This is a genomic window from Microterricola gilva (assembly GCF_004217495.1).
GTDB classification, from domain to species: domain Bacteria; phylum Actinomycetota; class Actinomycetes; order Actinomycetales; family Microbacteriaceae; genus Microterricola; species Microterricola gilva.
The window spans coordinates 3615594-3641041 of the sequence record NZ_SHLC01000001.1 but is presented as its reverse complement, the minus strand read 5'-3'; the positions used below and the strand labels follow the sequence as shown (position 1 = coordinate 3641041).

26 protein-coding genes and 1 tRNA gene are annotated in these 25448 nt (G+C 68.0%); 15 read left to right on the top strand and 12 right to left on the bottom strand.

All coding sequences use genetic code 11. The features are described from left to right. The first annotated feature begins 40 nt into the window (after window positions 1-40). The 3 genes from EV379_RS16980 to EV379_RS16970 are packed head-to-tail and all read left to right on the top strand — an operon-like array spanning window position 41 to window position 2453. Entirely contained in the window at window positions 41-685 is a 645-nt protein-coding gene (locus EV379_RS16980; protein ID WP_130507169.1) for a hypothetical protein, read from the top strand. After that, on the top strand, window positions 682-1668 hold the full coding sequence (locus tag EV379_RS16975; protein WP_130507168.1) for a hypothetical protein: 987 nt from the start codon (window positions 682-684) through the stop codon (window positions 1666-1668). The genes EV379_RS16980 and EV379_RS16975 overlap by 4 nt, the downstream gene beginning before the upstream one ends. Window positions 1669-1676: 8 nt before the next feature. Beyond that, a complete protein-coding gene (locus tag EV379_RS16970) occupies window positions 1677-2453 on the top strand; it encodes an LPXTG cell wall anchor domain-containing protein (RefSeq protein WP_130507167.1) in 777 nt (258 codons plus the stop codon). 198 nt (window positions 2454-2651) lie between these two features. On the opposite strand, the gene dcd is transcribed toward EV379_RS16970, so the two are convergent. Both dcd and EV379_RS16960 read right to left on the bottom strand, forming a co-directional pair. After that, window positions 2652-3257, bottom strand: a complete 606-nt coding sequence (dcd, locus tag EV379_RS16965; protein ID WP_130507166.1) for a dCTP deaminase — start codon at window positions 3255-3257, stop codon at window positions 2652-2654. A 9-nt stretch (window positions 3258-3266) separates the two neighbouring features. Continuing rightward, complete coding sequence (locus EV379_RS16960; RefSeq protein WP_165397420.1) at window positions 3267-3944, bottom strand: hypothetical protein; 678 nt, start codon at window positions 3942-3944, stop codon at window positions 3267-3269. 118 nt (window positions 3945-4062) lie between these two features. Here EV379_RS16960 and EV379_RS16955 point away from each other — a divergent pair. Continuing rightward, window positions 4063-4136: transfer RNA gene (locus EV379_RS16955), tRNA-Gly, on the top strand. A gap of 73 nt (window positions 4137-4209) precedes the next feature. Here the strand turns inward: EV379_RS16955 and EV379_RS16950 are convergent. Continuing rightward, a complete protein-coding gene (locus EV379_RS16950) occupies window positions 4210-5208 on the bottom strand; it encodes a hypothetical protein (protein WP_207226298.1) in 999 nt (332 codons plus the stop codon). Between the two features lie 97 nt (window positions 5209-5305). Here EV379_RS16950 and EV379_RS16945 point away from each other — a divergent pair, with 97 nt between their 5' ends. Next, window positions 5306-5905 carry a TetR/AcrR family transcriptional regulator gene (locus tag EV379_RS16945; protein ID WP_165397400.1) on the top strand — a complete coding sequence of 200 codons (600 nt, stop codon included), beginning with the start codon at window positions 5306-5308 and terminating at the stop codon, window positions 5903-5905. A gap of 12 nt (window positions 5906-5917) precedes the next feature. On the opposite strand, the gene EV379_RS16940 is transcribed toward EV379_RS16945, so the two are convergent. Further along, complete coding sequence (locus EV379_RS16940; protein WP_207226296.1) at window positions 5918-6637, bottom strand: NAD(P)-dependent oxidoreductase; 720 nt, start codon at window positions 6635-6637, stop codon at window positions 5918-5920. A 293-nt stretch (window positions 6638-6930) separates the two neighbouring features. Between EV379_RS16940 and EV379_RS16935 the strand changes: the two genes are divergently transcribed. The 3 genes from EV379_RS16935 to EV379_RS16930 all read left to right on the top strand — a co-directional run bounded on the left by EV379_RS16935 (window position 6931) and on the right by EV379_RS16930 (window position 9216). Then, the gene (locus tag EV379_RS16935) at window positions 6931-7581 is read left to right on the top strand and encodes a hypothetical protein (RefSeq protein WP_165397399.1); all 651 of its coding nucleotides are present in this window, start codon (window positions 6931-6933) and stop codon (window positions 7579-7581) included. 787 nt (window positions 7582-8368) lie between these two features. Beyond that, window positions 8369-8494 carry a hypothetical protein gene (locus tag EV379_RS17570; protein ID WP_278044047.1) on the top strand — a complete coding sequence of 42 codons (126 nt, stop codon included), beginning with the start codon at window positions 8369-8371 and terminating at the stop codon, window positions 8492-8494. Next, the gene (locus tag EV379_RS16930; RefSeq protein WP_130507163.1) at window positions 8491-9216 is read left to right on the top strand and encodes a Type 1 glutamine amidotransferase-like domain-containing protein; all 726 of its coding nucleotides are present in this window, start codon (window positions 8491-8493) and stop codon (window positions 9214-9216) included. Before EV379_RS17570 ends, EV379_RS16930 begins: the two co-directional genes overlap by 4 nt. 331 nt (window positions 9217-9547) lie before the next feature. Here EV379_RS16930 and EV379_RS16925 read toward each other — a convergent pair whose 3' ends face one another. After that, entirely contained in the window at window positions 9548-9985 is a 438-nt protein-coding gene (locus tag EV379_RS16925) for an SRPBCC family protein (protein WP_130507162.1), read from the bottom strand. A 226-nt stretch (window positions 9986-10211) separates the two neighbouring features. Here EV379_RS16925 and EV379_RS16920 point away from each other — a divergent pair, with 226 nt between their 5' ends. Then, complete coding sequence (locus EV379_RS16920; RefSeq protein ID WP_130507161.1) at window positions 10212-13082, top strand: HAD-IC family P-type ATPase; 2871 nt, start codon at window positions 10212-10214, stop codon at window positions 13080-13082. 49 nt (window positions 13083-13131) lie between these two features. On the opposite strand, the gene EV379_RS16915 is transcribed toward EV379_RS16920, so the two are convergent. Both EV379_RS16915 and EV379_RS16910 read right to left on the bottom strand, forming a co-directional pair. Further along, entirely contained in the window at window positions 13132-14172 is a 1041-nt protein-coding gene (locus tag EV379_RS16915; RefSeq protein ID WP_130507160.1) for an NAD(P)-dependent alcohol dehydrogenase, read from the bottom strand. 134 nt (window positions 14173-14306) lie between these two features. Further along, window positions 14307-15134 (bottom strand): CPBP family intramembrane glutamic endopeptidase, encoded by an 828-nt coding sequence (locus EV379_RS16910; RefSeq protein WP_130507159.1) that lies wholly within the window; start codon window positions 15132-15134, stop codon window positions 14307-14309. Window positions 15135-15394: 260 nt separating this feature from the next. Here EV379_RS16910 and EV379_RS16905 point away from each other — a divergent pair, with 260 nt between their 5' ends. From EV379_RS16905 to EV379_RS16885, 5 genes are read left to right on the top strand one after another with little or no spacing between them, the layout of a single operon-like run. Continuing rightward, on the top strand, window positions 15395-15790 hold the full coding sequence (locus EV379_RS16905) for a PadR family transcriptional regulator (RefSeq protein WP_130507158.1): 396 nt from the start codon (window positions 15395-15397) through the stop codon (window positions 15788-15790). A gap of 2 nt (window positions 15791-15792) precedes the next feature. Continuing rightward, on the top strand, window positions 15793-16188 hold the full coding sequence (locus EV379_RS16900; RefSeq protein ID WP_130507157.1) for a DUF1048 domain-containing protein: 396 nt from the start codon (window positions 15793-15795) through the stop codon (window positions 16186-16188). A 2-nt stretch (window positions 16189-16190) separates the two neighbouring features. Further along, window positions 16191-16565, top strand: coding sequence for a DUF1048 domain-containing protein (locus tag EV379_RS16895; RefSeq protein WP_130507156.1), 375 nt, complete (start codon window positions 16191-16193; stop codon window positions 16563-16565). After that, window positions 16562-17407, top strand: a complete 846-nt coding sequence (locus EV379_RS16890; protein ID WP_130507155.1) for an ABC transporter ATP-binding protein — start codon at window positions 16562-16564, stop codon at window positions 17405-17407. The genes EV379_RS16895 and EV379_RS16890 overlap by 4 nt, the downstream gene beginning before the upstream one ends. Then, window positions 17404-18168, top strand: a complete 765-nt coding sequence (locus EV379_RS16885; RefSeq protein ID WP_130507154.1) for an ABC transporter permease — start codon at window positions 17404-17406, stop codon at window positions 18166-18168. The genes EV379_RS16890 and EV379_RS16885 overlap by 4 nt, the downstream gene beginning before the upstream one ends. Before the next feature lie 122 nt (window positions 18169-18290). Here EV379_RS16885 and EV379_RS16880 read toward each other — a convergent pair whose 3' ends face one another. Continuing rightward, window positions 18291-18926 carry a TetR family transcriptional regulator gene (locus tag EV379_RS16880; RefSeq protein WP_130507153.1) on the bottom strand — a complete coding sequence of 212 codons (636 nt, stop codon included), beginning with the start codon at window positions 18924-18926 and terminating at the stop codon, window positions 18291-18293. A gap of 112 nt (window positions 18927-19038) precedes the next feature. Here EV379_RS16880 and EV379_RS16875 point away from each other — a divergent pair, with 112 nt between their 5' ends. Next, a complete protein-coding gene (locus EV379_RS16875; RefSeq protein WP_130507152.1) occupies window positions 19039-19824 on the top strand; it encodes an SDR family NAD(P)-dependent oxidoreductase in 786 nt (261 codons plus the stop codon). A 105-nt stretch (window positions 19825-19929) separates the two neighbouring features. On the opposite strand, the gene EV379_RS16870 is transcribed toward EV379_RS16875, so the two are convergent. From EV379_RS16870 to EV379_RS16855, 4 genes are all read right to left on the bottom strand, one after another. Continuing rightward, window positions 19930-20601, bottom strand: coding sequence for a cation efflux transmembrane domain-containing protein (locus tag EV379_RS16870; RefSeq protein WP_130507151.1), 672 nt, complete (start codon window positions 20599-20601; stop codon window positions 19930-19932). After that, window positions 20598-20951 (bottom strand): Cd(II)/Pb(II)-sensing metalloregulatory transcriptional regulator CmtR, encoded by a 354-nt coding sequence (gene cmtR, locus EV379_RS16865; RefSeq protein ID WP_130507150.1) that lies wholly within the window; start codon window positions 20949-20951, stop codon window positions 20598-20600. Before cmtR ends, EV379_RS16870 begins: the two co-directional genes overlap by 4 nt. Before the next feature lie 107 nt (window positions 20952-21058). Continuing rightward, window positions 21059-23518 carry a beta-glucosidase family protein gene (locus EV379_RS16860; RefSeq protein ID WP_130507149.1) on the bottom strand — a complete coding sequence of 820 codons (2460 nt, stop codon included), beginning with the start codon at window positions 23516-23518 and terminating at the stop codon, window positions 21059-21061. A gap of 42 nt (window positions 23519-23560) precedes the next feature. Then, window positions 23561-25432: a sulfatase family protein gene (locus EV379_RS16855; protein ID WP_130507148.1), complete on the bottom strand. Its 1872-nt coding sequence runs from the start codon at window positions 25430-25432 to the stop codon at window positions 23561-23563. Between the last annotated feature and the right edge of the window lie 16 nt (window positions 25433-25448).

Genomic DNA, 25448 nt, shown 5'->3' with positions numbered 1-25448 from the left:
TTCCCTACATCTGCACCATTCGACGAACCCGGAGTTGTCGATGAAAACCTCACTCTCGCTCGCAGTCGTGGCCGGCCTCGCTGCCGTGCTGCTGCTCAGCGCACCGGGGTCGATGGCTTTTCTGACGGATGCCACGCCCGGGCCGGCCACGATCATCCAATCCGGCAACCTCAGCATGAGCGTCAGCGCCCCGACGGCGGTTGCCAATGAGGTGTACGGCACCGTTCCCGCCGGAACGGTGGTGCGCAAGAACGGCGCGATCAACACGCCAGGCATCGTCCCCGGCATCCAGCGCCAGAGCTACACCTACACGATCACCAATACGGGCAGCGCCCGCGCAACCGCCAAATTGAGCGCATCGCTCGCATTCAGTGCCCTGGTGGAGCCGCGCTACTCGCAACTGCGCAGTGCGCTGCAAGTCGCGGTATCGATCGACGGTCAGCCCGAGGTCATCGTCGTGGCGGCCGGTTCCATGCCGGCCACGGCGGGAACGGTCGAGGTTCCCGCGCAGCCCCTCGTCTTCGCACCGGGTGTCGCCCATACGGTCGCCGTGCGGTTCTCGATCCCGGCGACAAGCGGCACCAGTTTCGCGACGCTCGGTGGGCGCAGTGCGGCAGCAACGGCGAGCAGCCTGTTCACCCTCACCCCGACCTTCACGCTGACCCAGGTTCCGGTGACGCCATGACCCTCAACGCTCGCCAGACTGATAACGCGCCCCGTCGGCGCCGCGGCGTCCGGCTGCTCGGTATCGCGCTGGTCAGTGCGGCCGCCGCCCTGCTGATTCCGAGCGGTGTCACGGGGGCCTACTGGACGACTGCGGCGACCGGCACGGGCGTCACCCCCGGCGTCGGCGACTGGTGCGCGACGCCAGACCCGGCCACCAACCCGCGTGCGGTGCGCCTCTCCGACATGCCAACGGTGCTCGGCAGTGACAACACGCAGATTCGCATCGTTGCCATCCCCGTCGCGAACAACGCCGCGTGGAACCCCAGCGGCGGCAACCGCAGCCTCGCCGTCAAACTGTCGAGCTGCGCGACAACGACCAACTCCTTCAGCCTGCGCATCACGGCGTGGTCGAACTCCACCAGCCCCGGTGCCATCACCTGGGCCAGCGGATCGGGAATCACACCGGGCTCGCGCCTCAACCTGACCCAGGGCTACGGCCTCGAGATCCAGGCGCTCGCGCGCTGGGGCGTCCTGCCGCCGAGCACCGGAGGAACGCAGGTGACCAATGTGAATGCCCGCCGCTTCAGCTGGCTGGTGAGCACCCCGCGCGCGTTCGACGCGGTGAACGGCCAGCCGAGCTGCGCCAATCGGAACACCTGCACGCCCTCCCTGCTCGAGATCGACGGTGGTGACGCCATCACGGTCAACACCTGGGCGGCCGCCGGCAACCCCACCGCCACCTTCCCACCGTCGTACGTCTACCCCGCCGGCACCTATGCGCGGGTCAACGACAACGCCAGCAGCAATGCCGAATGGGCCCTGACGGATCGCCTGAACGGCCCGAACAATGGCGCAGGCACCGCCAGCGCCGTCACCCTGGTGCCGAGCACCGGCGATACCTCGCTCACAAGCGCCGACGGGAACCTCCTGCAGTGGGTCGTCATGGAATGGTGGGGCGGCACGCCCTCGAACGACATCGTCGCAGAGGTCGTGCTGCAGTGAGCGGCCAGATGACCACACAGACGCGCGAGCGGATGCCGCTGCGCGGCCGTCGCGCGGCGGCCGGCGTCGCCACAAGCACGATGGTCGGCGGCGTGCTGCTCGGCGCGCTGTTCGGCGTCGCGCTGATCGGCTCGGCACCCAGTGCCGCCTGGGCCGCGAGCGACTGCGACCGCGACTGGTCCGTCACGCAGAGCGACGGTGCCCCGATCAACTCGTCCACGATGTTCGCGGACGCGCTGGTAGCCCCCGGAGCCAGCCTCGACGGCGAGTTCCTGGTGACGACGGGGCGCGACATCCGTGGCCCACTCGATCTGCGCGCCGTGCGCTCTGACACGGCGCCCGCCCTCGATGCGGCGCTCGAGCGTGACATCCGGATCACGCTGAGCGGATCGAGCCGGGCAGTGACCATGCAGTTGCAGGAGCTGCTCGACGCGAGCGACCCCGTGCGCGTGATCGACACACTCACGCCGGGGGCGCACAGCATCGGCATCACGGTGGAACTGCCGTTCGGCTCGACGAACGCGACGCAGTTCAGCGAGCTTCCGTTTCAGCTGATGGTGACGGTCTCCGATCAGCAGACGGTGATCGGCGCTGCGCCAGCCGAGTGCATCGACCTACCGAGCGGCGGATCCGGCGGATCCGGCGGCCTCGCGTCGACGGGAGCGCAGACCGCCCCGATGATCGCCTGGGCGGCCGCGCTCGGCGGCGTCGGATTGGCGATCGTGGTGGCCTCGCGCCGGAAGCGGCCTGAGCGTGAAACCGAGCCCCAGACACGAGACAGCTAATCGGACGCGCTGGCTGCGCCGTACGCCCGCCGACGGCGCAGCGATCGCTGTGTCGGCAGGCTCAACCGGCCGAGTTCCCGGTGTGGGCCCGCTTAAAGCCCACGGGCCCGGGGAATTCCCCGGGCCCGTGCACTTTAAGTGGGCCGCGAGCGCGGCCCGAGCGGGTGCGCCCAACCGTCGGCCGCGCGCAGCTGCGGATCAGCCGCCGAGGCTGCCGGCCGTCGTGTCGGCGACCTCGCTGCGGTGGAAGTTCTGGAACGAGCGCGACGCCGTCGGGCCGCGCTGGCCCTGGTAGCGGGAGCTGTACTCGGCCGAGCCGTAGGGCTTCTCCGACGGCGACGACAGCTGGAAGAAGCACATCTGGCCGATCTTCATGCCGGGCCAGAGCTTGATCGGCAGCGTCGCGACGTTGCTCAGCTCGAGGGTGACGTGGCCGCTGAAGCCGGGATCGATGAATCCGGCCGTCGAGTGCGTGAGCAGGCCGAGTCGGCCGAGCGAGCTCTTGCCCTCGAGGCGGGCGGCGATGTCATCCGGCAGGGTCACCAGCTCGAAGGTGGAGCCGAGCACGAACTCGCCCGGGTGCAGGATGAAGGGCTCGTCGGGCTCGACCTCGATGAGGTGGGTGAGCTCCGGCTGGTCCTCTGCCGGGTCGATGAAGGGGTACTTGTGGTTGTCGAACAGCCGGAAGTAGCGGTCGAGGCGCACGTCGATGCTCGATGGCTGGATCATCTCGGGCGCGAAGGGCTCCATGCGGATGCGCTCGGCGTCGAGGTTGGCCTTGATGTCGCGGTCTGAGAGAAGCACGGAGCAAGCTTAACGCGCGCGCCGTTGGGGTAGCGCGAGCAGCGCCGCAGCGAGGAAGCAGAGCGCCCCGATGAACGTGCCCAGGTTGGCGAGCGCGGCGTTCGCGACCGTGCCGGATGACGGGAGCACGATGGCCGCGACGGCCGAGACACCGAAGGCGATCGACCCGGCCATGCCGAACCACGTCGACCACCAGGTGCGCGCGTTCGGATCCCAGAGCGACTCCCGCTTGGTTGTCGCAGCGACGGCGAGACCGCTCGCGATCAGGAAGGCGGCGGAACCGTAGAGATCGGGGCGCCAGACATGTCGCACATCGATGTCGACGCCCGTGCTCTGCAACCACGCCGCGAGCGTGCTCACGTTGAACAGCAGGGTGCCGATGAATTGGATCGCCGCCGAGTACCAGTCGAATTGTTCCCCGCTCGTTGAGCCGTGGTGCGGCAGCGGGCGCCCGGTCAGCGTCAGCTGGACCAGCGCGGCGAGCGTGAAGAACAGTGATCCGATGAAGTAGGTGACGTTGTCGGCGACGACTCCGACGGCCGAGGCGTAACCCGGCCAGGCCCCGAGCGCGAACAGCAGCGAGCCGATCGCGAACCCCCACGACTCGCGGCGCAGGCGCAGGCTGCGCTCGGCGCCGCGCCCCCACCTTCTCTGCGAAGTGACTCCACTTTGCTCAGGCACTGCCATCTCGCTCACAGAGGCACGCTAACGCGAATTTCGCGGGCTGTACAGGCTCGTTCGCGCGTCCCGCGGCCGATGACTTGCTAGCATGATCATCACGCGCATTCGGCAACGGATGCCGCACGCGGATGTAGTTCAATGGTAGAACTTCAGCTTCCCAAGCTGATAGCGCGGGTTCGATTCCCGTCATCCGCTCCACATTTCCTGTCCACTGCGGACAACACGCGGTTCAGCGGCTCACGGCAGAGCGGCCGCCCAACTACGCCACGGCTCACTCGATCGCGGCGGGGTCCCGTCGCCGGTCACGAGCCACGGCCAGGAGGTACAGGCCGAGCCCGAAAACGAACCAGATCGCGAGCACGATGATCGGCATCGTGGTGGCGGCCCCGTCGAAGAACGCCGTGTTGCGGAGGAGGGTGCCGGTGGCTCCCGGCGGCAACAGCTGACCGATCGCGCCCCATGGCTCGGGCAGGATCTCGGGGGCGCTGCTGAGACCAGAGAGTGGGTTGCCGAGCAGCACGAGGATGATCGCGGCCATGACGATACCCGCTGCCTTGAACATGCGCTGCATACCGAGAACAAGAAAGCTCGTCGCGGCGATGCCGAGCACCGCACCGAGACTTGTGAGCCAGTAGTTCCCGGTGAACGTGCCCAGCCAGAACTGCAGCACCGCCGTGAGCGCGAAACCGCCCACAACGGCGAACACGCCCGCCGTGATGAGACGCTGACGTGTGCCGTGAATTGCGGACAGGATGCCGACGGCGGCGATCCATCCACCCAGCGCGATGGGCAATGCGCCGGCCGACAGCCCGACGCCGCGTGGGTCGGCTTCGGAGAACGGCACGACATCGTCGACGGTGACAGGCACATCGACAGCGGCGCCGATCTGCTGACCGGCGGCACCGAGCGCGGTAGCGACGGCGTAGCTTGCCGCGGACGCCGTCTCCACGGTGAGCCCATTTGCCGTGACCACGAACGCCCCGAAGGCCTCCCGTTCCTCGATCAGCGCTCGTGCAGCCGATGCGCTCTCGACGATCGTGACGTCAAACGTGTCGGGGCTGGCCACGTCGAGCCCGTCGATGACCGCGCTCGCGAGTGGTTCGGGGGCGACAAGCCCAACTGCGATGTGCTTGACCTCGGAGTTGATGCTGGGAAGGGCGAATGCAACGAGGAACACCACGATGACCACGATGAGAAGTGAGGTGACGCCGGCGATCTTCTTCCAGCTCGACGGCCCTTGTTGGGCCTGCTCCATAGCTTGTGCGCTCATCCAGGGCTCCCTCGCTCAATCAATAAGATACGCAACGTATTCTACTCACGCTTCTGTCAGTATGGAAACGGCACGTTTCTACGGTGAGGATGGCGGGATGAGCGACGAACGCACGACGAGGCGAAGGGGCGAGGCGCTGACGGCGGCGATTCGCGCCGCAACCGCGGCAGAGCTCGCCGAGCACGGCTACGCCGGCGTGAGCTTCGAGGGTGTCGCGCGGCGGGCACAGACGAGCAAGCCGGTGCTCTACCGTCGCTACCACTCGCGGGCGCACCTTGTCATCGATGCGTGGGCCGCACTCGCGCCGCTCGCGCTGCCTACGCACGGAAGCGGCTCATTGAGTGGCGACCTGCGTGGGGTACTGCACGCGATCGACGCACGCTTCCAGCGGGTCGGCATCGATGCATTCCGACGAGTCATCGCCGAGGCCGACGACGAGCTCCTGGAAGAAATCACGCGCTTCACCTGGGCCGCAGCGACCGACACGATCGCGCTCATCCTGCATGAAGCCCGCGACCGCGGAGAGCTCGGCCCCGCACCCATTCCAGAACGGGTCATGCTCCTCCCCCTGGTGCTCCTGCGCCACGAGCTGTTCTTCACCCGTGGCGCACTGACCCCGGATGCCGTGGCCGAGATGGTCGATCAGGTCTGCGTTCCACTACTGATCGCCACGTCCAACACAGAACTCCCCTTGTGAGCGCGCCAACTCTCAGGCGGGCTTCCAGCCCTTCGGCGTCGTGACCAGCACTCGCGCCCCCGAGAGACTCTTGTCCCCTGCGATCTCGACCAGCGCCGTCGCCACGTTCTCGAACGGAAGCGTCGGCAGACCCGGCACCTTGCCAACGTGCTCAAGCCGCTTCACGGAGGCCGCTGGCAACGCGGGGGCTGCCTTCAGATTCACCGGGTAGACGATCGTGTAGTCCACCCCTGAGCGCATCAGCAACGAATCGGATGCGGCTTTGTCGCCGAAGAACGTGCCCAGCACCGTGCGGTAGATCAATCGGGCGAAGCCCGATGCCAGCTCAGCCGTGTCGCCTGCACCGAATGCCGACACCAGCACCAACCGCCCCGCCTTCGCCAACTTCACCGCTTCGATCACCTGCGGAAGCGTGCGCTGCATGAACGTCGCATCCTTCGTCGAGCCCGTGATCGACACGATCACCGCGTCCGCCCCGGCCGCGGCCGCGGCGAGCGCACCCACATCGACTGCATCACCCTGGGCGACGGTCAGGCCCTTTCGTGGAACCATGGCCTCTGGCCGGCGCACATACGCGACCACCTGGTGACCGGCAGCCAATGCCGCATCGACGATTCGTGCGCCGACGTTTCCAGTGGCTCCAACAACAACGATCTTCATGCTTCCTTCTCCTCTGCGGTCGGCTTGACGTCGGGACTCAGCGCCGCTCGAGCGGGCGATGCCCACCGCCACGCGACCGCCTCGTCGTGATGGGCGTGGCGCAGGACCTCGGCCGAGGCACCGATTCCATTCTAAGGTACGACGCGTATCTAGTGCGCAGTTGTGCCCCCGGGGCGAATCGTGCGCACACGCGCTCCGACGCCGTTCCAAATGGCCGGACCTCAACGAGAAGACTTTCGCAATCGCAGTACTCTGCTGATCGGGGGCCTCAGAGATCTCCAATATTGCGGGGTTGAACAGAGGCAGCGCACGGAAACCGGCCACCGCGCCCGGTGGCACCCCTGCAAGCCGTGGAAGGGATGACAATGCCACACAGTACTTCCCGAGTGCCGTTGCTCGTCATTGCCGCGATCATCCTGGTGGTGGCGACCATCGGCCAGATTGCTCGTGATGAAGCGCGGGGCTTCTCGCTGGGTCTACGGATTCTTCTTCCGATCCTCGGACTCAGCCTTGCCTTCCTGCTCTTTGTCGGCGTGCTTCGGTTCGTAAGTCGACAAGGGCGACAAAGAATCCGGAAGTTACGGAGTGCGGCGCCGGATGTCGTCATGTATACGACGGTGAACACGCTGGCTTTGCGCGACGCTATCCACCTGACCGCCGACGGCGTTTCGCCTGGCATCGAGCTTTCTCCACACCCGACGTTACAGATTGGCGTTGATGGAATTTCGCTCTGGGGCGACGATCGGTTGACAGGCGAGCCAGCGTGTATCTGGTCAGCTCCGTGGTCGGAAGTCGGGGACGTCGACGACGGGGAATTCAACGACCATGGCATTCGGCATCGTGCAGTGCATGTGGCCATTGGCGAGTCGGGTGATGTTCCATTCGTGCTCGTCAGGGAGGATCTTGGCGGCTTCGCAGTCGGAAGAAAGACGATCGAAGAATTCAAGAGGATTCTTCGCGCCCACTCTCCGCGGGCATCCACAGGGACGAGTCAGCCTGGGCCCCAGCTACCGTGATGAAAGCCGAGCATTTCTAGCGTCGGACCTGCACCAGTTGGTACTCCAGCGGGCCCATCTACCCGTCAGTGGCTGGAGCCGTTCGGACGATCGTCTCCCCTCCCCCTGGGAGTGATAGGAATTAGAGATGCTGGGCTTTCGAGTCAACCGCGCTTTGCAGCCGTTCAACGTAGCGACCGCCATTCTGGCCATCGGTGTGGGCGGGTCCATCCTCACGATGGCGGCAAACGATGAGATCACAGCAACCACGGCGATCCTCCTGATCGTGGGTGCTCTTGCATTGTGCTACCTGCTCAGGGTTCTGACGTATCTCTTGTCCCCGTACCAGCTTCGAATTTCGGAGGATCGCGTGAGCTTCCCAGCTCACGTGACTCCTGAGACCTATCGCTGGTGGCGCGCCCTCTTGCCGAGTGCTTCGGTCCGCTACTTCGCTTCGCAGCAATTCGAGGGGACGTTGAGTCGCGCCGGTTTCTCGGGCAGGCTACGATTCCCATCGACCGAGATGACAATCGTTGAGTTTTCGCATCAGGACATAGTGGCAGTGGACATACAAGCGCGAGGGCTATCCGTCCTCGAGGTGACCGTGCGGCGACGTCACGGCTCCGAGCCTTTCGTCTGCAGGGTCCAGACCGGAGTATGGCCAGTGAGTGGGCGTGATCGAGCGGCAGATGCGCTTCGGAAGCTCTCGCATTGAGAAGCGGTGAGCGACTCCGGATGCCGCCGCTCGGCCGGAAGTAACCGGCGCGGCGCGAGCGCCACCTGGATTCCAGCTCGGTAGCCTCGTCGGATGACCTTCGATGCGCACGACGCGGGCACCGGCATTGCCGGAATCCGCCGCGAGATCCTCGTTTTGGGGCGGTTCGGCGATGCGACACCATCGCTTGCAGTCACGGCTGCGGCGGATGCCGCATGAGCGTGCACCTCATCGGCGGCGGCGCGACCACAAGTGCGGATGCCCCGCTCTACGCGCCGTTCGTCGCCGAAGCGGCACTGCGAGCGGGCCATACGGGCCGCGCGCGGCCGCGCATCGCCGTGATCTCACTGCACCCCGAGGCCGAGGAGAAGGCGGCAGCGCTCGGCGAGCTCCTGGCCGAGGCCGCACCGGGAGCTGCGATCGAGCTGCACCTGACCGCGGGGCGGCCCGGCGAGCCGATCGGGCTCGGCGCGATCGCCGACGTCGACGGCATCGCGGTGGGAGGCGGCTACGTCGAGGAGGTGCGCGCCGGGCTCGAGCCGCTGTTCGGCGAGTTGCGCCGGCTGGTCGCCGCCGGCGTGCCCTACCTCGGCGTCTCAGCCGGCGCGATGATTGCGTCGGAGGGCTCGCTCGGAAGCGGCTCGCGCATCGGCGGCGTGGTCGTCTCACCTGAGGACCCCGACGAAGCTGGTGAGGAGCTGGAGATCGACGCCGGCATCGGTCTCGTGGACGTGGCCGTTGAGGTACACGTTGCCCAGCGCGGCATGTTGTCCCGACTGGTCGCTGCCGTCGAATCGGGGCTGGTCGCCGGCGGACTCGGGATCGACGAACGCACGGCCCTGATCGTGGGCGACGGCGGGCTCCGGGTCGAGGGCACGGGCAGCGTCTGGCGGGTGCTGCCGACCGAGGGGGGCGTGCTGGTCTCCACGATCGGCACGTGATGGCGGCCACCCGCAGCCGGACAGGCGCCTAGTCGCATGGCTCGCCCCGCTCGCCCGCATCCCCGCGACCTGACCCAGTCGTGGCCGGATACACCCTCTACGTCCGCCGTCGGCGAGGTGGCGAGACTATTCTCGCTCAACCTCCGGGCAGCGATTGGCGAGAGGAGCCTCCGTGCGGCCGCCACCGCGTGCGAGCTCTCGCACGTCACACTCGCGTCGATCCTCGACGGTCGGGCCTGGCCGGATCTCGAGACCATTGCGAAGCTCGAGCACGGGCTGCAGACTCGGCTGTGGCCCACGGCGTAGTTCCCGACGTTCACTCGTGGAGCGATCAGGCCCCACGTTCAAGGTGCCTCTTCAACGCCGTCATCGTCCGTTCGCTCTCTGCGGCCGCCATGCGCAGCAGGATCGGCTGCACGATGCGGAGGATCCCGTGGGTCGTCAGGTCTCCGAACCGTGTGAGGTGCGTGCCGGCGCCTGTGGCTTCGAGCTCGTACCGGATCACGGCGTCGAGGCTGCCGTTCGGCTTGCTCTGATGAAACTGCAGCACATGCTCTGGCACGTCTTCCACGATCTCGCCGCGCATACGGCCGACCATGGTCGTGTCTTCGTAGCTCAGTGAGCCCTCAGCCTGTGGCGTCCGCTCTTCCGTGCCGCGATACACCGTGGAGTGCCCGAGCCAGCTCGAGTAGGCATCGAGCGCACGGAGGGTCGAGTAGACGCGCATGGCCGACGCATCGATGTCGATGGTGTTCGTGATCCGGACCATGGCACCCGTTTTACACCGTGCCACCCACCCCCACCACCCTGTTGCCAGCGGTCACCGGGCGGATCGATCGCCTCGCGGATGCCGCCGACCATGGGTTCGGCGAGAGCGCTGCGCCCCGCGAGTCAGTGCGATCGTGGGCCATTTCCACCCAAACACCCACGAGCAGGCGCGGATGGGCTAAAAAGTAGGAAGGCAGCATCAGTCACCGAGTGCGCATGAGGAATCCGTGGACACAACTCACACCGAGACGTCGGGCGGGCTGAGCACGGCCGAGGTCGCAGAGCGCGTTGCCGCGGGGAAGACCAACGCGTTCACCCCCGATTCGAGCCGCAGCGCGTGGAACATCGTGCGGGCCAATGTGTTCACGCTGTTCAACGGCATCGTCTTCGCCTGCTTCTTCATTCTGTTTCTTGTCGGGCGTTGGCAGGATGCCCTGTTCGGTTTCGCGGCGTTCGCGAACGCGATCATCGGGTCCGTCCAGGAGTTCCGCGCGAAGGCGGCGCTCGATCGTCTTGCGCTGCTGAGCGCGCCGCACGCCCGCGTGCTGCGCGCCGGTTTCGAAGGCGAGATCGCGCCGGCCGAGGTCGTGCTCGACGAACTGCTCGTGCTCCGCGCCGGTGATCAGGTTCCTGCCGACGCGGACGTCATCAGCGCACGCGGGCTGCAGATCGACGAATCCATGCTCACCGGGGAGTCCGATCCCGTCGACAAGCACCCCGGCGACGAGGCGCTCTCGGGATCCGTTGTCGTCGCGGGCGAGGGTGCGGCGCGCGTGACGCGGGTGGGCGTCGACTCCTACGCCAACCGCTTCGCCGGCGAGGCCAAGAGGTTCTCGCTCGTCTCCAGTGAGCTGCGCAGCTCGATCAACCGTGTGCTGAAGTGGGTGGGCTGGGGCATCGGCCCCATCGGCCTCCTCGTGTTCAACGCCCAGGTCATGGTCGCGGGAGGGTACGCGACCGCGTTCACGACCGGCGCGTGGGTGCAGGCCGTCGTCAACACGATCGCGTCGTTGACCGCCATGATCCCGCTCGGCCTCGTGCTGATGACGAGCATCGCCTTCGCAGTCGGAGCGACCAAGCTCGCGCGCAGGCAGGTGCTGGTCAACGAGCTCCCCGCCGTCGAGGGCCTCGCTCGCGTCGACGTGGTGTGCCTCGACAAGACGGGCACGCTCACGATCGGGGAGATCGTCTTCGACGCCGCTCATCCCCTCGCGGCAGCCCGCGACGCCGCGACCGACGGCTGGCACGGCGCGCTCGCCTGGTACGCGGCCTCGCCAGACGCGAACGCGACCGCCCGCTCCATGCGCGACGCGTACCCGGTCGACTCCGCTCGCCGTGCGGCCGCATACATCCCGTTCTCGTCCGCGCGAAAGTGGAGCGCCGTCGCCTTTGACGGCTCGTCCGAGACGTGGATCATGGGTGCCCCCGAGATGGTGTTCGGGGATGCCGCCACTTCAGGCTCGACCGAGCTCGGCCGCAGCGTGACGACTCTCGCCGAGACGGGACGCCGCACTCTGGTGCTCGCCCGCTCTGCCGTGTCGCTCTCGGAAGCGGATGTCGAGGCCGAACGCCTCCCGCAGGATGTGCAGCCGATGCTGGTGCTCACGTTCCGCGAGCACGTGCGCCCCGATGCCGCGCAGACGCTGGAGTACTTCCGGCAGCAGGGTGTCGGCATCCGCATCATCTCCGGCGACAATCCCCGCACCGTTGCCGCCATCGCCCGTGAGGTCGGCGTCGACGCCTCCGAAGGCTTCGACGCGCGGGCGCTCCCCGAAACGGAGGCGGAGCTCGCCGAGGTGCTCGAGCAGCACACGGTGTTCGGACGCGTCACCCCTGAACAGAAGAAGCGCATGGTGACGGCGCTGCAGAGCCGTGGGCACACCGTCGCGATGACGGGCGACGGCGTGAACGACGCGCTCGCGATCAAGGCAGCCGACATCGGGATCGCGATGAACTCGGGGTCGCCAGCGACGAAGGCCGTCGCGCGACTCGTGCTGCTCGACGGGCAGTTCTCCCACCTCCCCGACGTCGTCGCGGAGGGGCGGCAGGTGATCGCGAACATCGAACGCGTGTCGATGCTGTTCCTCACGAAGACGGCCTACGCGACGGGTCTCGCGATCCTGTTCGGTGCGCTCGTGCTCGAGTTCCCGTTCCTGCCGAGGCAGCTCTCCATCACCGACGGCCTGACGATCGGCATCCCGGCATTCTTCCTCGCACTGATGCCCAACGCCGCGCGCTACATGCCCGGATTCCTCCGCCGCTCACTGAGCTTCGCGATCCCCGCGGGAATCGTCATCGCGCTCGGGTTGACCTGGTACACCTTCGTCGCGACGGGCATCGGGGTCTCGGAGGATCAGCTTCGCACCGGGGCGACTATCATCCTCGCGATCGTCGGGATCTGGGTGCTCGCTGTGCTGTCGCGCCCGCTCAACCGCTACAAGGTGCTCGTGGTCGGCGCGATGTTCATCGGGCTCGTGCTGGTGTTCACCCTCCCGGCCGCGCGGACCTTCTTCGCCCTCGTCGACCCGGGTGAGGAGCTCGCCTTCGCCCTCACCGGCATCACGATCGTGATGATCTCCTGCATCGAGGTGGTGCGGCTCGTCCATCGCCGACTGCTCGCCTCGACCGGCGCGCCCCGCACCGCGCCCTCGACGGCGGGACGGCCGGGCAGCCGTTCGTCGACGACCGGGCGCATCGCCACGACCGTCGTCGCCGTGCTCGCCTACGCCACCGGGTTCCTGTCGACGGGGATCGGCATCCTCGTGCTGCTCAGCCGCTACGAAGGCGAGACCGACGAACGGCTCGCGCTGTCGGTCGTCGGCGCCGCGATCGCGCTGTTCGGCCTGCTGACTGTCACCCTCGCCGCCGGGCTGCGCCGCGGGAGCGGACTCTCGCGCCTACTCATCTCGATCTTCCTCGGCGTCCTCACCCTCCTCAGTGTCCTCGTGGTCGTCTCGAGCGAGGAGTGGGACTGGGGCGCGACGGTGACGGCGCTGGGCGGGGTCGTCATCATCGTGCTGCTCTGGACGCCGCCCGTCGCCCGCGGATTCCGCCAGATCGGGCATTCGTCGATGGCGGACCCGCCGCACGCCGCTTAGGCGACTTCACCCGCCGTTCCCCGGCAACGTGTCACCGAACCGTTGGCGGTCACATGGTCGAGGCGTCGATGACGAAGCGGTAGCGAACGTCCGACGCCAACACGCGTTCGTAGGCCTCGTTGATCTGCTCGGCGGAGATGACCTCGATCTCGGCCCCGAGCTTGTGCTCGGCGCAGAAGTCGAGCATCTCCTGCGTCTCGCGGATGCCGCCGATCGTGGATCCGGCGAGCGCCCGCCTGGTCGTGATCAGCGAGAAGACGTTGACGGAGAGCGGTTCGGCCGGGGCGCCGACGTTGACCAGCACCCCGTCGAGTGCGAGCAGACCGAGGTAGGCGTCGATGTCGACCGGGGCGCTGACCGTGTTGATGATGAGGTCGAAGGATCCGGCCAGCTGCGCGAACGTCTGGGGGTCGTTGGTGGCGAAGTAGTGATCGGCACCCAGTTCGAGCGCGTCCGCCTGCTTCTTCAGCGTCTGCGAGAGCACGGTGACGTCCGCCCCGAGCGCATGGGCGATCTTGACGCCCATGTGCCCGAGCCCGCCGAGCCCGACGATGGCGACCTTCCGGCCCGGGCCCGCTCCCCAGTGGCGCAGCGGCGAGTAGGTGGTGACTCCCGCGCAGAGCAGAGGCGCGGCAACGTCGAGCCCGATGCTGTCGGGGATCCGGACCACGAAGTCTTCGACCACCACGACATGCGTCGAATAGCCGCCCTGCGTGATGGTGCCGTCACGGTCGACGGCGCCGTAGGTACCGGTGAACCCGGCGACGCAGTACTGCTCGTTGCCCGATTCGCATGGCACGCACTGACCGCAGGAGTTGACCATGCAGCCGACACCGACGCGGTCCCCGACCGAATGCCGGGTGACGGCCGCACCGACCTCGACGACGACGCCGGCGATCTCGTGCCCTGGGGCGAGCGGGTAGGCCTGCGGCCCCCAGTCCCCGCGCACCGTGTGGATGTCGGAGTGGCAGATGCCGGCGAACGCGATCTCGATCAGCACGTCGTTGGGGCCGATGTCACGGCGCTCGATGCTGGTCGGCACGAGCGGCTCTGCTGCGGACGGGGATGCGTAGGCCTTGACGGTGAGCATGAATCTCCAAAGTGTTGAGCGGGCGACGTAGTGGAAGGGGGGAATTCTCCGGGCGGGCGACACGGCGGCCGACCCGTGGTGTTCAGTGCTGCTGAGGGGCCGTCGCCGTGGGCGAACACCGCAGTGCTGCGCGCTCAGGCACGGGCACGGCGCGCCTTCCTCTCCAGCGCATCGCGTCGGATGCAGCTGATCAGCACGACGAAGGCAAGCGCCCAGAGAGCGAACTCGATCGCGACGTTCACCGGGCTCGTCCCCACGTCGGCGGCCGGGCTGCTCGTGAAACCGCCGTTCGCAATGGTGAGGCTGAAGTCTCCGAGTGCGTGCAGGACGATGGGCACCCAGAGACGCCCGGTCGCCAGAAACGCACCGTAGTAGAGCGCGCCGGAGAGAGCCGTCACACCCACCTGGAAGAGGATGAAGGCGGGATCCAGCCCCTTGGCAAAGCTGCCGAAGGAGTGCGCGATCCCGAAGGCGAGCGTGGTGAGAACGAAGGTGAGTGTTTCGCCGAAGTGCGCTCGAACCGAGGCCCGGAAGATCCCGCGGAAGTAGAGCTCCTCACCGAAACCCACCATCGTGAAGACGATGGCGACGAGCACAACCGAGCCGATGTTCCAGCTGTTGTCCTCCGGCGTCTGGGCGAGAACGAGGATCGGCTGCACCAGCAGGAGTACCGGAATGATGAGCATCCACCATCGGCGCGGCCGCGTCTCGAACGCGGCGGGCACTCGCCAGACCTGCTGGCCCCAGCCGGACCAGCGAACGAAGAGCACTCCCGCGACGATGAGCAGCAGCACCGGCGCGTGACTGAGCGCGAGGTCAACCGCAGGATCCTCCGGGTGAAGCCACGCGGTCAGCAGGTTGGCGACGCCGGCGGCCAGCAGGATGTAGATGGTGATGGCGACGAGCCCCACCCAGAACCGCTGCGGGACACGAAGGTCCGTCCGGTTTGCCAGTTCGGTCACGTCAGTTCTCCGCTCGTGGGAGCCACGCGCCCCCTGATGAAGATTATCGCGGCGCACCCGGCGGTTGTGACGGGGAGCCGCCGGCTTTCCGGCCCGCCGGCTGGCACACGCTTGCCCGTCGCGACGCCTCCGATCGGCCCGCCACGAACCCGCGAAAAGTTCGTCGCACAATTTCACTATTCAGTGTTGCTATCTACCGGTACTCATGCTTACTATGTACCAGTAGTCAACAACACTGAGTAGCAGAAGGGAGGGGTTCCATGGGAAAGCAGATGACCGAGATGCTCAAGGGCACACTCGAGGGCATCGTTCTCGCAACGCTGGCCGTTCAGCCGGCATACGGCTACGAGATCACGGCGCGATTGCGCGAAGAACAGGGCTTCTCCGACATCGTCGAAGGCACCGTGTACGCCCTGTTGATCAGGATCGAGCAGCGTGGCCTCGTCGACGTGGAGAAGGTCCCGTCCGAGAAGGGCCCACCGCGCAAGGTGTACTCACTGAATGCGCTGGGCAGCGAGTACCTCGACGAGTTCTGGAAGTCCTGGGGCTTCCTCGCAGAACGGATCGAGCACCTCCACGGGCAGGTGCAAACCCGCCAGAGCGACACCACCGTCGAACACGCCACCACCGAACACCCGCAGCACGAAGGAGAATGACCATGGCCGCAAAGTGGATCGAGACCCTCACCGGGTCACTCGAACAGAAGAAGCAGTACAAGCAGGACAAGGCCCGCATCGACGCCCTGCCCGAGCCCTACGGGAGCGCGGCAAAGGCGATGCACCGCTACCTCATGTACTACGGCGGCGTCACCGACGGCGACACCCTCATGACCATGTTCGGCGACCTGGCCGATCTGTGGGAGCGCGCCGCCCTGGACGGCACACCGCTGCGCGACATCGTCGGAGACGACCCGGTCGCGTTCGCCGAGACCTTCGCGGAGGCCTACAGCGGCACGCAGTGGATCGACAAGGAGCGCGCCCGCCTGAACAAGGCGATCAACGACGCGGAGCGGGGTCGGCAGGGAGCCGATGGGCCCCGTGAAGGAGGACAGTGATCATGGCCGGCTGGATTGAGAAGGTCGCAGGAGATCTCCGCGACAAGAAGCGGTACAGGGAGTACAAGGAGCGCGTGAAGCGGCTCCCTGACGGATATCGCCGCGCGGCAGGGGCGCTCGAACGCTACTTGTTGAACCTTGGCCCGAGCGACGACGGGAAGAGCCTGATCGCCATGCTGAACGACCTCGCCGACTTGCTCGAGCAGAGCGTTGCGGCCGGGACCCCTCTCCGCGACGTCGTCGGAGCTGACCCCGTTGAGTTCGCCGACATGTTCATGGACAACTACGGCGGCGGCAGCTGGATCCGCAAGGAACGCCAGCGTCTCGCGAGCGCGATCGATCGCGCCGAGGAAGAGGAAGGCGGTGATTCCCGATGACGAACGAACAGACCCTCGAACCGGCCATCCGGGTGCGCGGCATCCAGAAGTCCTTCAAGGACCTGCACGTGCTCCGGGGCGTCGACTTCGACGTGGAGAGGGGCAGCATTTTCGCGCTGCTCGGCTCCAACGGCGCGGGCAAGACCACCGTGGTGCGGATCCTGTCGACGCTGCTCAAGGCGGATGCCGGCACCGCATCGGTGCACGGCTTCGACGTCGCGGCCAAGCCAGGCGACGTGCGGGAGTCGATCAGCCTGACCGGCCAGTTCGCCGCGGTGGACGAGGTGCTCTCTGGCCGGGAGAACCTCGCGCTGATCGCCAAGCTGCGCCACCTGAAGAACCCGGGTGCGATCGCCGATGAGCTGCTGGAACGCTTCTCGCTCACCGAGGCGGGCGGACGTAAGGCGGCCACGTACTCCGGCGGCATGCGTCGGCGGCTCGACATCGCGATGAGCCTGATCGGCAACCCGCCGGTCATCTTCCTCGATGAGCCGACGACGGGGCTCGACCCGCAGGCCCGCATCGAGGTGTGGCAGACGGTGCGGCAGCTCGCGAACGGCGGCACGACGGTGCTGCTCACCACGCAGTACCTCGACGAGGCCGAGCAGCTCGCCGACCGGATCGCGATCCTGCACAAGGGCACGATCATCCAGAACGGCACGCTCAGCGAGCTCAAGCAGCTCCTCCCGCCCGCCACCGTCGAGTACGTCGAGAAGCAGCCCTCCCTCGAGGACGTCTTCCTCGCGCTCGTCGGGGACACGGGTGAGACGGGCGATGACGCCGAGAACACCGACAGCGACACCGCCGCCGGCGGCGTCCGAGCAGGAAGGGATCCACGATGACCACCAACGTCCTCAGCGACACCCGGGTCCTCACCGGCCGGTCGCTGACTCACATCCTCCGCAGTCCAGACACCATCATCACCACGGCGGTCACCCCGATCGCGCTGATGCTGTTGTTCACCTACGTGCTGGGCGGGGCCATCAACACCGGATCCGACGAGTCGTACATCGACTACATGCTTCCAGGCATCCTGCTCATCACGATCGCCTCCGGCATCGCGTACACCGCGTACCGGCTGTTCCTCGACATGCAGGGCGGCATCTTCGAGCGCTTCCAGTCGATGCCGGTCGCGCGCTCGAGCGTGCTCTGGGCGCACGTGCTCACCTCCCTCGTCTCCAATCTGGTCTCGGTTGCGATCGTCATCGGTGTCGCGGTGCTCATGGGCTTCCGCACCGGCGCCTCCGTCTGGGTCTGGCTCGCGGTCGCCGGCATCCTGATCCTGTTCACCCTCGCCCTGACCTGGCTGGCCGTGATCGCCGGACTCTCGGCGAAGACGGTCGACGGCGCGAGCGCGTTCAGCTACCCGCTGATCTTCCTGCCGTTCATCAGCTCGGCGTTTGTGCCAACCGACACGATGCCGGCACCGGTCGCCTGGTTCGCCGAGAACCAGCCCGTGACGTCGATCGTGAACACGATCAGGGCCCTGTTCGCCGGCCAGCCGGTCGGCAGCGAGATCTGGATCGCCCTCGCCTGGCTCGTCGGCATCCTCGTCGTCGCCTACGCCTTCGCGATCCGGATCTACCGACGCAAGATCAGCTGACGCCCTGACGTCGACCGCACGACGGATACCGCCCGCTGCCCTCTCTGGGTGCGGGCGGTTTCGTCATGCCGCCGGGCGGGCCCTTCGACGGAGCCCCTCTTCGGGCCAGCCCCTGAATCGGTTCAGTCGCCCACCGGGTACAGCTCCACCCCACTGGTGAGCTCGCGCAGCGCACGTGAAGCGAGCGCGGCCGGCGCCCCGGGGTCGGACATCGGATCCTCGGCTGCGGCGCACGCCTCGAGTGCGACACGGAGGGCATCCGTGGCTGCCGATGCAACCAGGCGCACGGCAAAGGGCTCGGCATCCGGCCCGGCGAGGGTCGCAACGATGTCACGCAGCTGCGCCTCGGATTCACCGTTGACCCGGAACCACACGTACTGCAGTGCGGGGTCGTCAGCCGAGGCGCGGAGCAAACCGAGCGTCCAGCGGAGGCTCTCGAGGTCGGCGTCGCTCCGCGGCGTCAGTACTTCCACGATCGTGCGCTCGAGCGCGTCGAGCAGTTCCTCCTGGGGCTCCGCCGCCGCCAGGAGTGCGCGCCAGTCACCGGCTCCGACCGTGAGCAGCGGGGCGACGGCGTCCTCCTTGGTGCTGAAGTAGCGGTAGAAGGTGCGCACGGCGACACCGGCCTGCTTGGCGATCTCCTCGGCGGTCACGGCAGCGGCGCCGCGGTCGGCGAAGAGGCGCGCGGCGGTGCGCGCGATCTCGAGCTGGGTCGCCGCCTTGCGGCGTTCGGTGAGGCTCGGCGCTCTGGATTCCATATGAGGAGCGTACGCCCCCGTGACAGCTGTGCATATCCTGCGATACTGGCACGTCATGCCACTTCGGCGTAACGTGTATATCGATCCCATCCTGATTGAAAGGTTGCACGACATGAACCGTTACACCGGACGCCGCGCCATCGTCACCGGCGGAGGCTCGGGCATCGGCCAGGCCACCGTCCTCCGCATGCTCGCCGAGGGCGGCACCGTCGTCGCCGCCGACGTCAGCGAGGCCGGTCTCGCCGACACCGTGGCCAAGGCCGGCGACGCCGCCGACCGCCTCACGACCGTCGTGGTGAACATCGCCGACGAGGCATCCGTGCGCAGCGCTGTCGCCACGGCCGTCGAGGCGCTCGGCGGGCTCGACGTGCTCGTGAACGCCGCTGGCATCCTGCGCTCGTCGCACACGCACGCGACCACGCTCGATCAGTTCCAGCAGGTGATCACCGTGAACCTCGTCGGCACCTTCCTCATGATCCGCGAGTCGATCCCCGCCCTGCTCGAGGGCAACGGAGCGGCGGTCGTGAACTTCAGCTCGACGTCTGCCACCTTCGCCCACCCGTACATGGCGGCCTACGCGGCCAGCAAGGGTGGCGTGCAGTCGATGACGCACGCCCTGGCATCCGAGTACGCCAAGCAGGGCATCCGCTTCAACTCCGTGCAGCCCGGCTCGATCTCCTCCGGCATGACCGACGGCAGCGGCGAGAGCAAGCAGAGCCAGGGTCCCGGCCTGCCGGATGACGCCGACTTCAGCCTGTTCATGAAGCTCGCCCCCGCCATCAAGCAGGGCTTCGCCGGCCCCGAGGCGGTCGCCGGCGTCGTTGCGATGCTCGCAAGCGACGACGGCGCCTTCGTCACCGGCACCGAGGTGCGGATCGACGGCGGCACGCACTTCTAAGCCAGGGGCCAGTCGCCCGGCACCCCAGAGGTGGCGTGAATCGTGCTCTCCGCGCAGGCGGGAAGCACGGCTCGCGCCACCTCTTCTGCGTATTGCGAGCGCTCGCTAGGGTGCCTCGTGGCCGGCGTCCTCCTCCAGGAGCATCCCGACCGGGGTCGCGCAGGTGTCACCCCTCCACGCCTCGATGCCTTCGCGCACGGCGAATCCGGCGATCACCAGCGCGGCAATCGGGTCGGCCCACCCCCACCCGAGCGTGGAGTTGAGGAGCAGCCCGAGCAGCACGGCGGCCGAGAGGTAGGTGCAGAGCAGCGTCTGCTTGGAGTCGGCGACCGCCGTCGCGGAGCCGAGCTCGCGGCCGGTTCTCCGCTCGATCCAGGAGAGAACGGGCATGACGACGACGCTGATCGCCGTGATCACGATGCCGAGCGGGCTGTGCTGCGGCTCCACCGCCCCGGACAGCGTGAGCACGGCGCTGACGCTGACATAGGCGGCGAGCGCGAAGAAGGCGAACGCGATGACGCGCAGCGTGCCCTTCTCGTACTTCTCCGGGTCCGCCCGGGAGAACTGCCAGGCGACGGCGGCGGCCGAGAGCACTTCGACCAGCGAGTCCAGTCCGAAGCCGATGAGCGCGACCGAGGATGCCGCGGCGCCCGCGAGGATCGAGACGCCGGCTTCGACGAGGTTGTACCCGATGGTGATGCCGACGATCCAGCGGATGCGGCGGCGCAGCAGCGCCGTGCGCTCCGGCGCGGGCGTTGCGCGGTTCGACGCCGTCATCCGGACGCCTCGCAGCACCCCGGAATCGGGCAGCCCGCGTCCTGGCACGGGGCCGATTCGTCGACGGCGAGAACGACGTCGACGAGCGCGCCGAGGGAGCGCGTGATGTGTGGATCCGAGATCTCGTAGCGCGTCTGGCGCCCCTCGGGCTCGGCCGTCACGATCCCGCAGTCGCGCAGGCACGTCAGGTGGTTCGACACGTTCTGCCGGGTGAGGGCCAGAGCGTCGGCCAGCGCGGCCGGATAGCCCGGCCCGTCGAGCAGGGCCAGGAGGATGCGCGAGCGCGTCGGGTCGGCCATGGCGCGGCCCAGCCGGTTCATGGCGTCGAGGCGAGTGCTGGTGGACTGCATGGTGCGACAGTACAGCGCTGACTGTACCGACGCAACCGCCCGCGCCGGCCGAGGCAGCCCCGCCCGCCAGTACGGAGGGCTGCCCCGGCCTTTTCAGCCAAGTCGAGTCAGGACGCGTTCATCTCGACGCCGGTTGACCGCCCGGGGTCGACGACCGAGCTCGCAAGCCGCAGGGTGAAGGTGCCACCCTCGCTCGCCCACTGCCGCCGGTCCGCGTCCCAGTGCTGGAACGCTCGCACCGGAATGGGGATGCGTGCGGTCACGGTTTCACCGGCATCCGCGCGAACGACGGCAAAGCCGGCGAGCCAGGCGATCGGTCGGTCGATCGCCGAGCCGCCAGGCCCGGACAGGTAGGCCTGGACGATGTGCTTTCCGGCGCGCGCACCGGTGTTCGTGACGTCGATCTCGGCCACGACGGCTTCCCCGGCGCCGACCACCTCGAGTGCGCCGAGCTCCCAGCTGGTGTAGCCGAGCCCGGACCCGAACGGCAGCGCCGGCGCGGCCCCGCCCTGGCGCTGCTGCCGCAGCCACGCGCGGTAGCCGACGTTCACACCCTCCGCGTAGGCCAGTTGACCGTCAACGGGTTCGACGTTCCAAACGGGAACGTCCTCGTCGCGCGCCGCCCAGCTCGTCGGCATCCGGCCACCCGGTTCCCGCTCGCCGGAGAGCACGTCGGCCAGCGCGCTGCCGAACTCCTGCCCGGGGAACCAGGCGAGGATGACGGCGGCCACCTCGTCGATCCAGGGCATCGCCACCGGGGCACCGGAGTTCACGACGACGACGGTGCGCTTGTTCACCGCACTCACCCGGCGCACGAGTTCGTCCTGCCCCGCGGGCAGAGCGAGGCTCGGGCGGTCGAAGCCCTCGGATTCCAGTGCCTCCGTCGTGCCGACCACGACCACCGCGACGTCGCTCGTGGCGGCAAGCTCGACGGCGCGTTCGAGCTCCTCCTGGGGGTCGCCGAAGAGGTCCTTCTCTCCGAGCAGGATGTGCGCGAACGACATGCCGACGTCGAACTGGGGGGTGTAGCTGAGCAGCAGCTCGACCGACTGGCCTTCCCGCAGCTCGAGCGTGAACACCCGATGCGGCGGGTTCAGCAGCGCCGCGACGAAGTCTTCCGCCTCGGGGAGCACGGGACCGGAGAAGACAGTCGCGCCGTCCAGGTCGAATCGGAACAGGCCGAGGCCGGCGAATCCGAGCTCATGCTCGCCGTCGCGTGCGGCCACGAATCGGGCGCTGATCTCAACGGTCGCTGCCGTCCCGACGTTGCTGTCGTTGATCCAGGTGAGGCGGCCACTGGGAAAGTCCTCGGTGGCGAACTCCGCACCGTCGGCATCGAGGAAGCGGACGTGGACGCCGCCGTCTCCGCTCCGCTCCTCAAACAACGCCGTGCGCGGGAACGGTCGCAGCTCGTCCTGCGGGGGCAGCCCGGCGGCGAACCGGACGGCGTCATCACCGTAGGCGGCCCGCAGGCCGTCGAGGGGCGATACGACGTGGGAGGGGAAGACCGTGGCCGAGCCGCCGCCCTGGTTGCGCGGTCGAACGGCATGTTGGCCGATCGCAGCGATCGTCAGCCCCGCCCGCGGCGCACAGGGCAGGGTGCCGTCGTTGCGGGCGAGGACCATTCCGTCGGCCGCGGCCTCACGGAGCAGGGCGACGACATCCGCATCGACCCAGGGTTCGACAGCAACCTCGGCCGGACCGTCTTCGAGCGCTCCGACCCGGGAGGCGAGCAGGAGGAGGCGCAGCACCTTGTCGTCGACGGCCGCCTCGGAGACACGGCCATCCTTGACCGCGTCGACCAACGCCTGGCCCCACGCGCCGTCAGGTCCTGGCATGGCGAGGTCCTGCCCCGAGTTGGCCGACGGCACGGTGTCGCGCACCGCCGTCCAGTCGGAGATGACGACGCCGTCAAAGCCCCACTCCGTCTTGAGCGGCTCGCGAAGCAGCTCGTTCTCGGTCATCGTGACGCCATCCACGGAGTTGTACGCCGACATCACCAACCAAGTCCCCTCGTCCACCATTCGCTCGAACGGGGCAAGGTAGAGCTCGCGGAGTGTGCGCTCTGCTGCACGCACGTCGACGGTCATGCGCTCGGTCTCGCTGTCGTTCGCGACGTAGTGCTTGGGCGTGGTCGCGACGCCGTGCGCCTGCACGCTGGCGACGTAGGCTGCACCCATTTCGCCGGTGAGGAACGGGTCCTCGCTGAAGGCCTCGAAGTGGCGACCGCCGCGTGGCGAGCGGTGCAGGTTGACCGTCGGCCCGAGCACGACATCGACGCCCTTGCTGCGCGCTTCCGAGGCGATCAGGCGGCCCAGCCGGCGCACGAGGTCACGATCCCAGCTAGCTGCAACGGATGTCGCCGACGGCAGACTCGCCGACGGATCGCGGTCGTCGAATGACGAACCCCGCACCCCCGTCGGACCGTCAGAGACGACGATCGCCCTGAGGCCGATGGCCGGTTCGTCGTGCAGTGACCAGGTGGAGGCTCCGGTGAGCAGCCGCACCTTCTGTTCCAGCGTCAGGCGCTGGAGCAGCTCGGTCAGGAACGGGGAGGTCAGTGGCATCGTGAATCCTTTGTGAGAGCGAGTGGGTGGGATGGGCAATGGTCAGCCGGCGATCTGAGCGGTGCGCATGAGCGCCAGGATGTCTCCGCCGAGCGAGTAGACCGGCGAGCTCGGCGTGTAGCTGCCGTCGAGCGTGAGCGCGAGGTAGCGCCCCGCGCTCCTCAGGTACTCGGACGGGTGCTCCGCGGCGGCGTCGACGACCTCGCGGTGGTGCCGGACGAGTTCCGGGTCCAGATAGCTGAGGGCGTTGACGGCCTCGAGCCGCACTCCGACGTCCTCGCCGTCGCCGGCCCATCGGGCGATGACCTCGTAGGCGGCCGGGTCGTTGCCGGTGCGCGCCAGCGCCTCGGCGGCGGGGATGCTCACGGACGCGACGGCGTCCTCCGCGGCCCGGCGCAGAGCGTCCTCGGCGCCGGCGATGGCGGGGGCCAGGCCCAGCAGCCCGATCGCACCCCAGCGCCGGATGGTCGGGTCCGGGCTCTCGAGCGCCGCGACGAAGCGCGCGGTGTGCCTGACGTCGCGTTCGAGTCCGGCATCCGCGAGGTCCAGGACCTCGGCGAGCGGGTAGGCACCCGGCACGCGGCTGTTGTCGTAGCCGAGCTGCGCCGAGTCATCGGCGAGGAAGCCGTTGTCATTGACCTCGAGCGTGCGCTCCCGCAGCCGCCGGCGCAGCTCGGCCTCGACATCCGCAAGCTCGACCCGGCCGGCGAGATTGTTGACCTCGTCCGGATCCGCATCGAGGTCGTAGAGCTCGACGGCCGGCTTCGGCTGCCACCACTGCCCCTGCGCGGGGTTGAGCCTCCCCGCGTCGTGCTCGCGCTCCCAGGATTGATACCCGGCCGCGTTCCACGCGAAGGCCTGGTGCTGGATGACGGGGCGGTGCGGCGTGTAGTTGCGCAGGTAGCGGTAGCGCTTGCTGCGCACGGTGCGCACGAGGTCGAACCGCTCGTCCATGCGGTTGCGGCCACCGAAGGCATAGCTCTCGTCGTCCGCCACGAAGTCGCCGAGCGGCGGCTGCTGAACGTGTGCAGGGCAGTCGATGTCGGCCAGGGCGTAGACCGTCGGCACGATGGAGAGCGTCGTCACCGGCGACCCTGTGCGCGCTCCCGGCGGGAACTCCCCCGCGAAGCGAGGCGGCGCCGCGACGATGAGCGGCACGTGGAGCCCCTCCTCGTAGCAGTAGCGCTTGCTCCGCGGCGTGACTCCGCCGTGGTCGGAGGTGTAGAGGATGACGGTGTCGCCTTCGAGCCCGTCGTCGCGGAGCTCGTCGATCAGCCTGCCGACAAAGGCGTCCATCTGCACGATGGCCGCGTAGTAACGGGCGAAGTCGGCCCGGATCTCCTCGGTGTCCGGCAGATAGGCCGGGAGGCGCACCTCGTCGAGGGGAACCGCCGGCTCAAACGTCGAGACCATCTGCGGGGCGAACTGGGAGATCGCCTGCGAGAGCGCCGACTCTGCACCGAAGAGCGCGGATTCGTGGGTGGCATCGAAGTTGAACACCGCCAGGAACGGGCTGCCGTCTGGGCGGTTGCGCCAGTGCGCGGCGGTGGAGCTGTCATCCCACAACGAGTGGGCGTCGACGTCGAGGTTGTAGTCCGTCTTCGCGTTGTTCGTGCAGTAGTACCCGTGCTCCCGCAGGAGCTCCGGATAGGTGCGCATCCAGCTCGGGCGCTCGGCCGCGGAACGCATCCGGTCGGCCGGCGAGTGGCTCTCCGGCGCGACACCGGTCAGCATCCCGAATCGAGCGGGCGAGCACACGGGTGCCGCGCTGTATGCGCGCTCGAACAGCGTGCCCCGTTCCGCAAGGGCATCGAGGTTCGGCGTCGCGGCGAGGGCGTCGCCGTAGGCGCCGAGCCACGGTGGGCAGTCCTCACTGACGATCCAGAGAATGTTCGGCGATGTTCCTGTTCCCACGTCCTGCGCCTTTCGC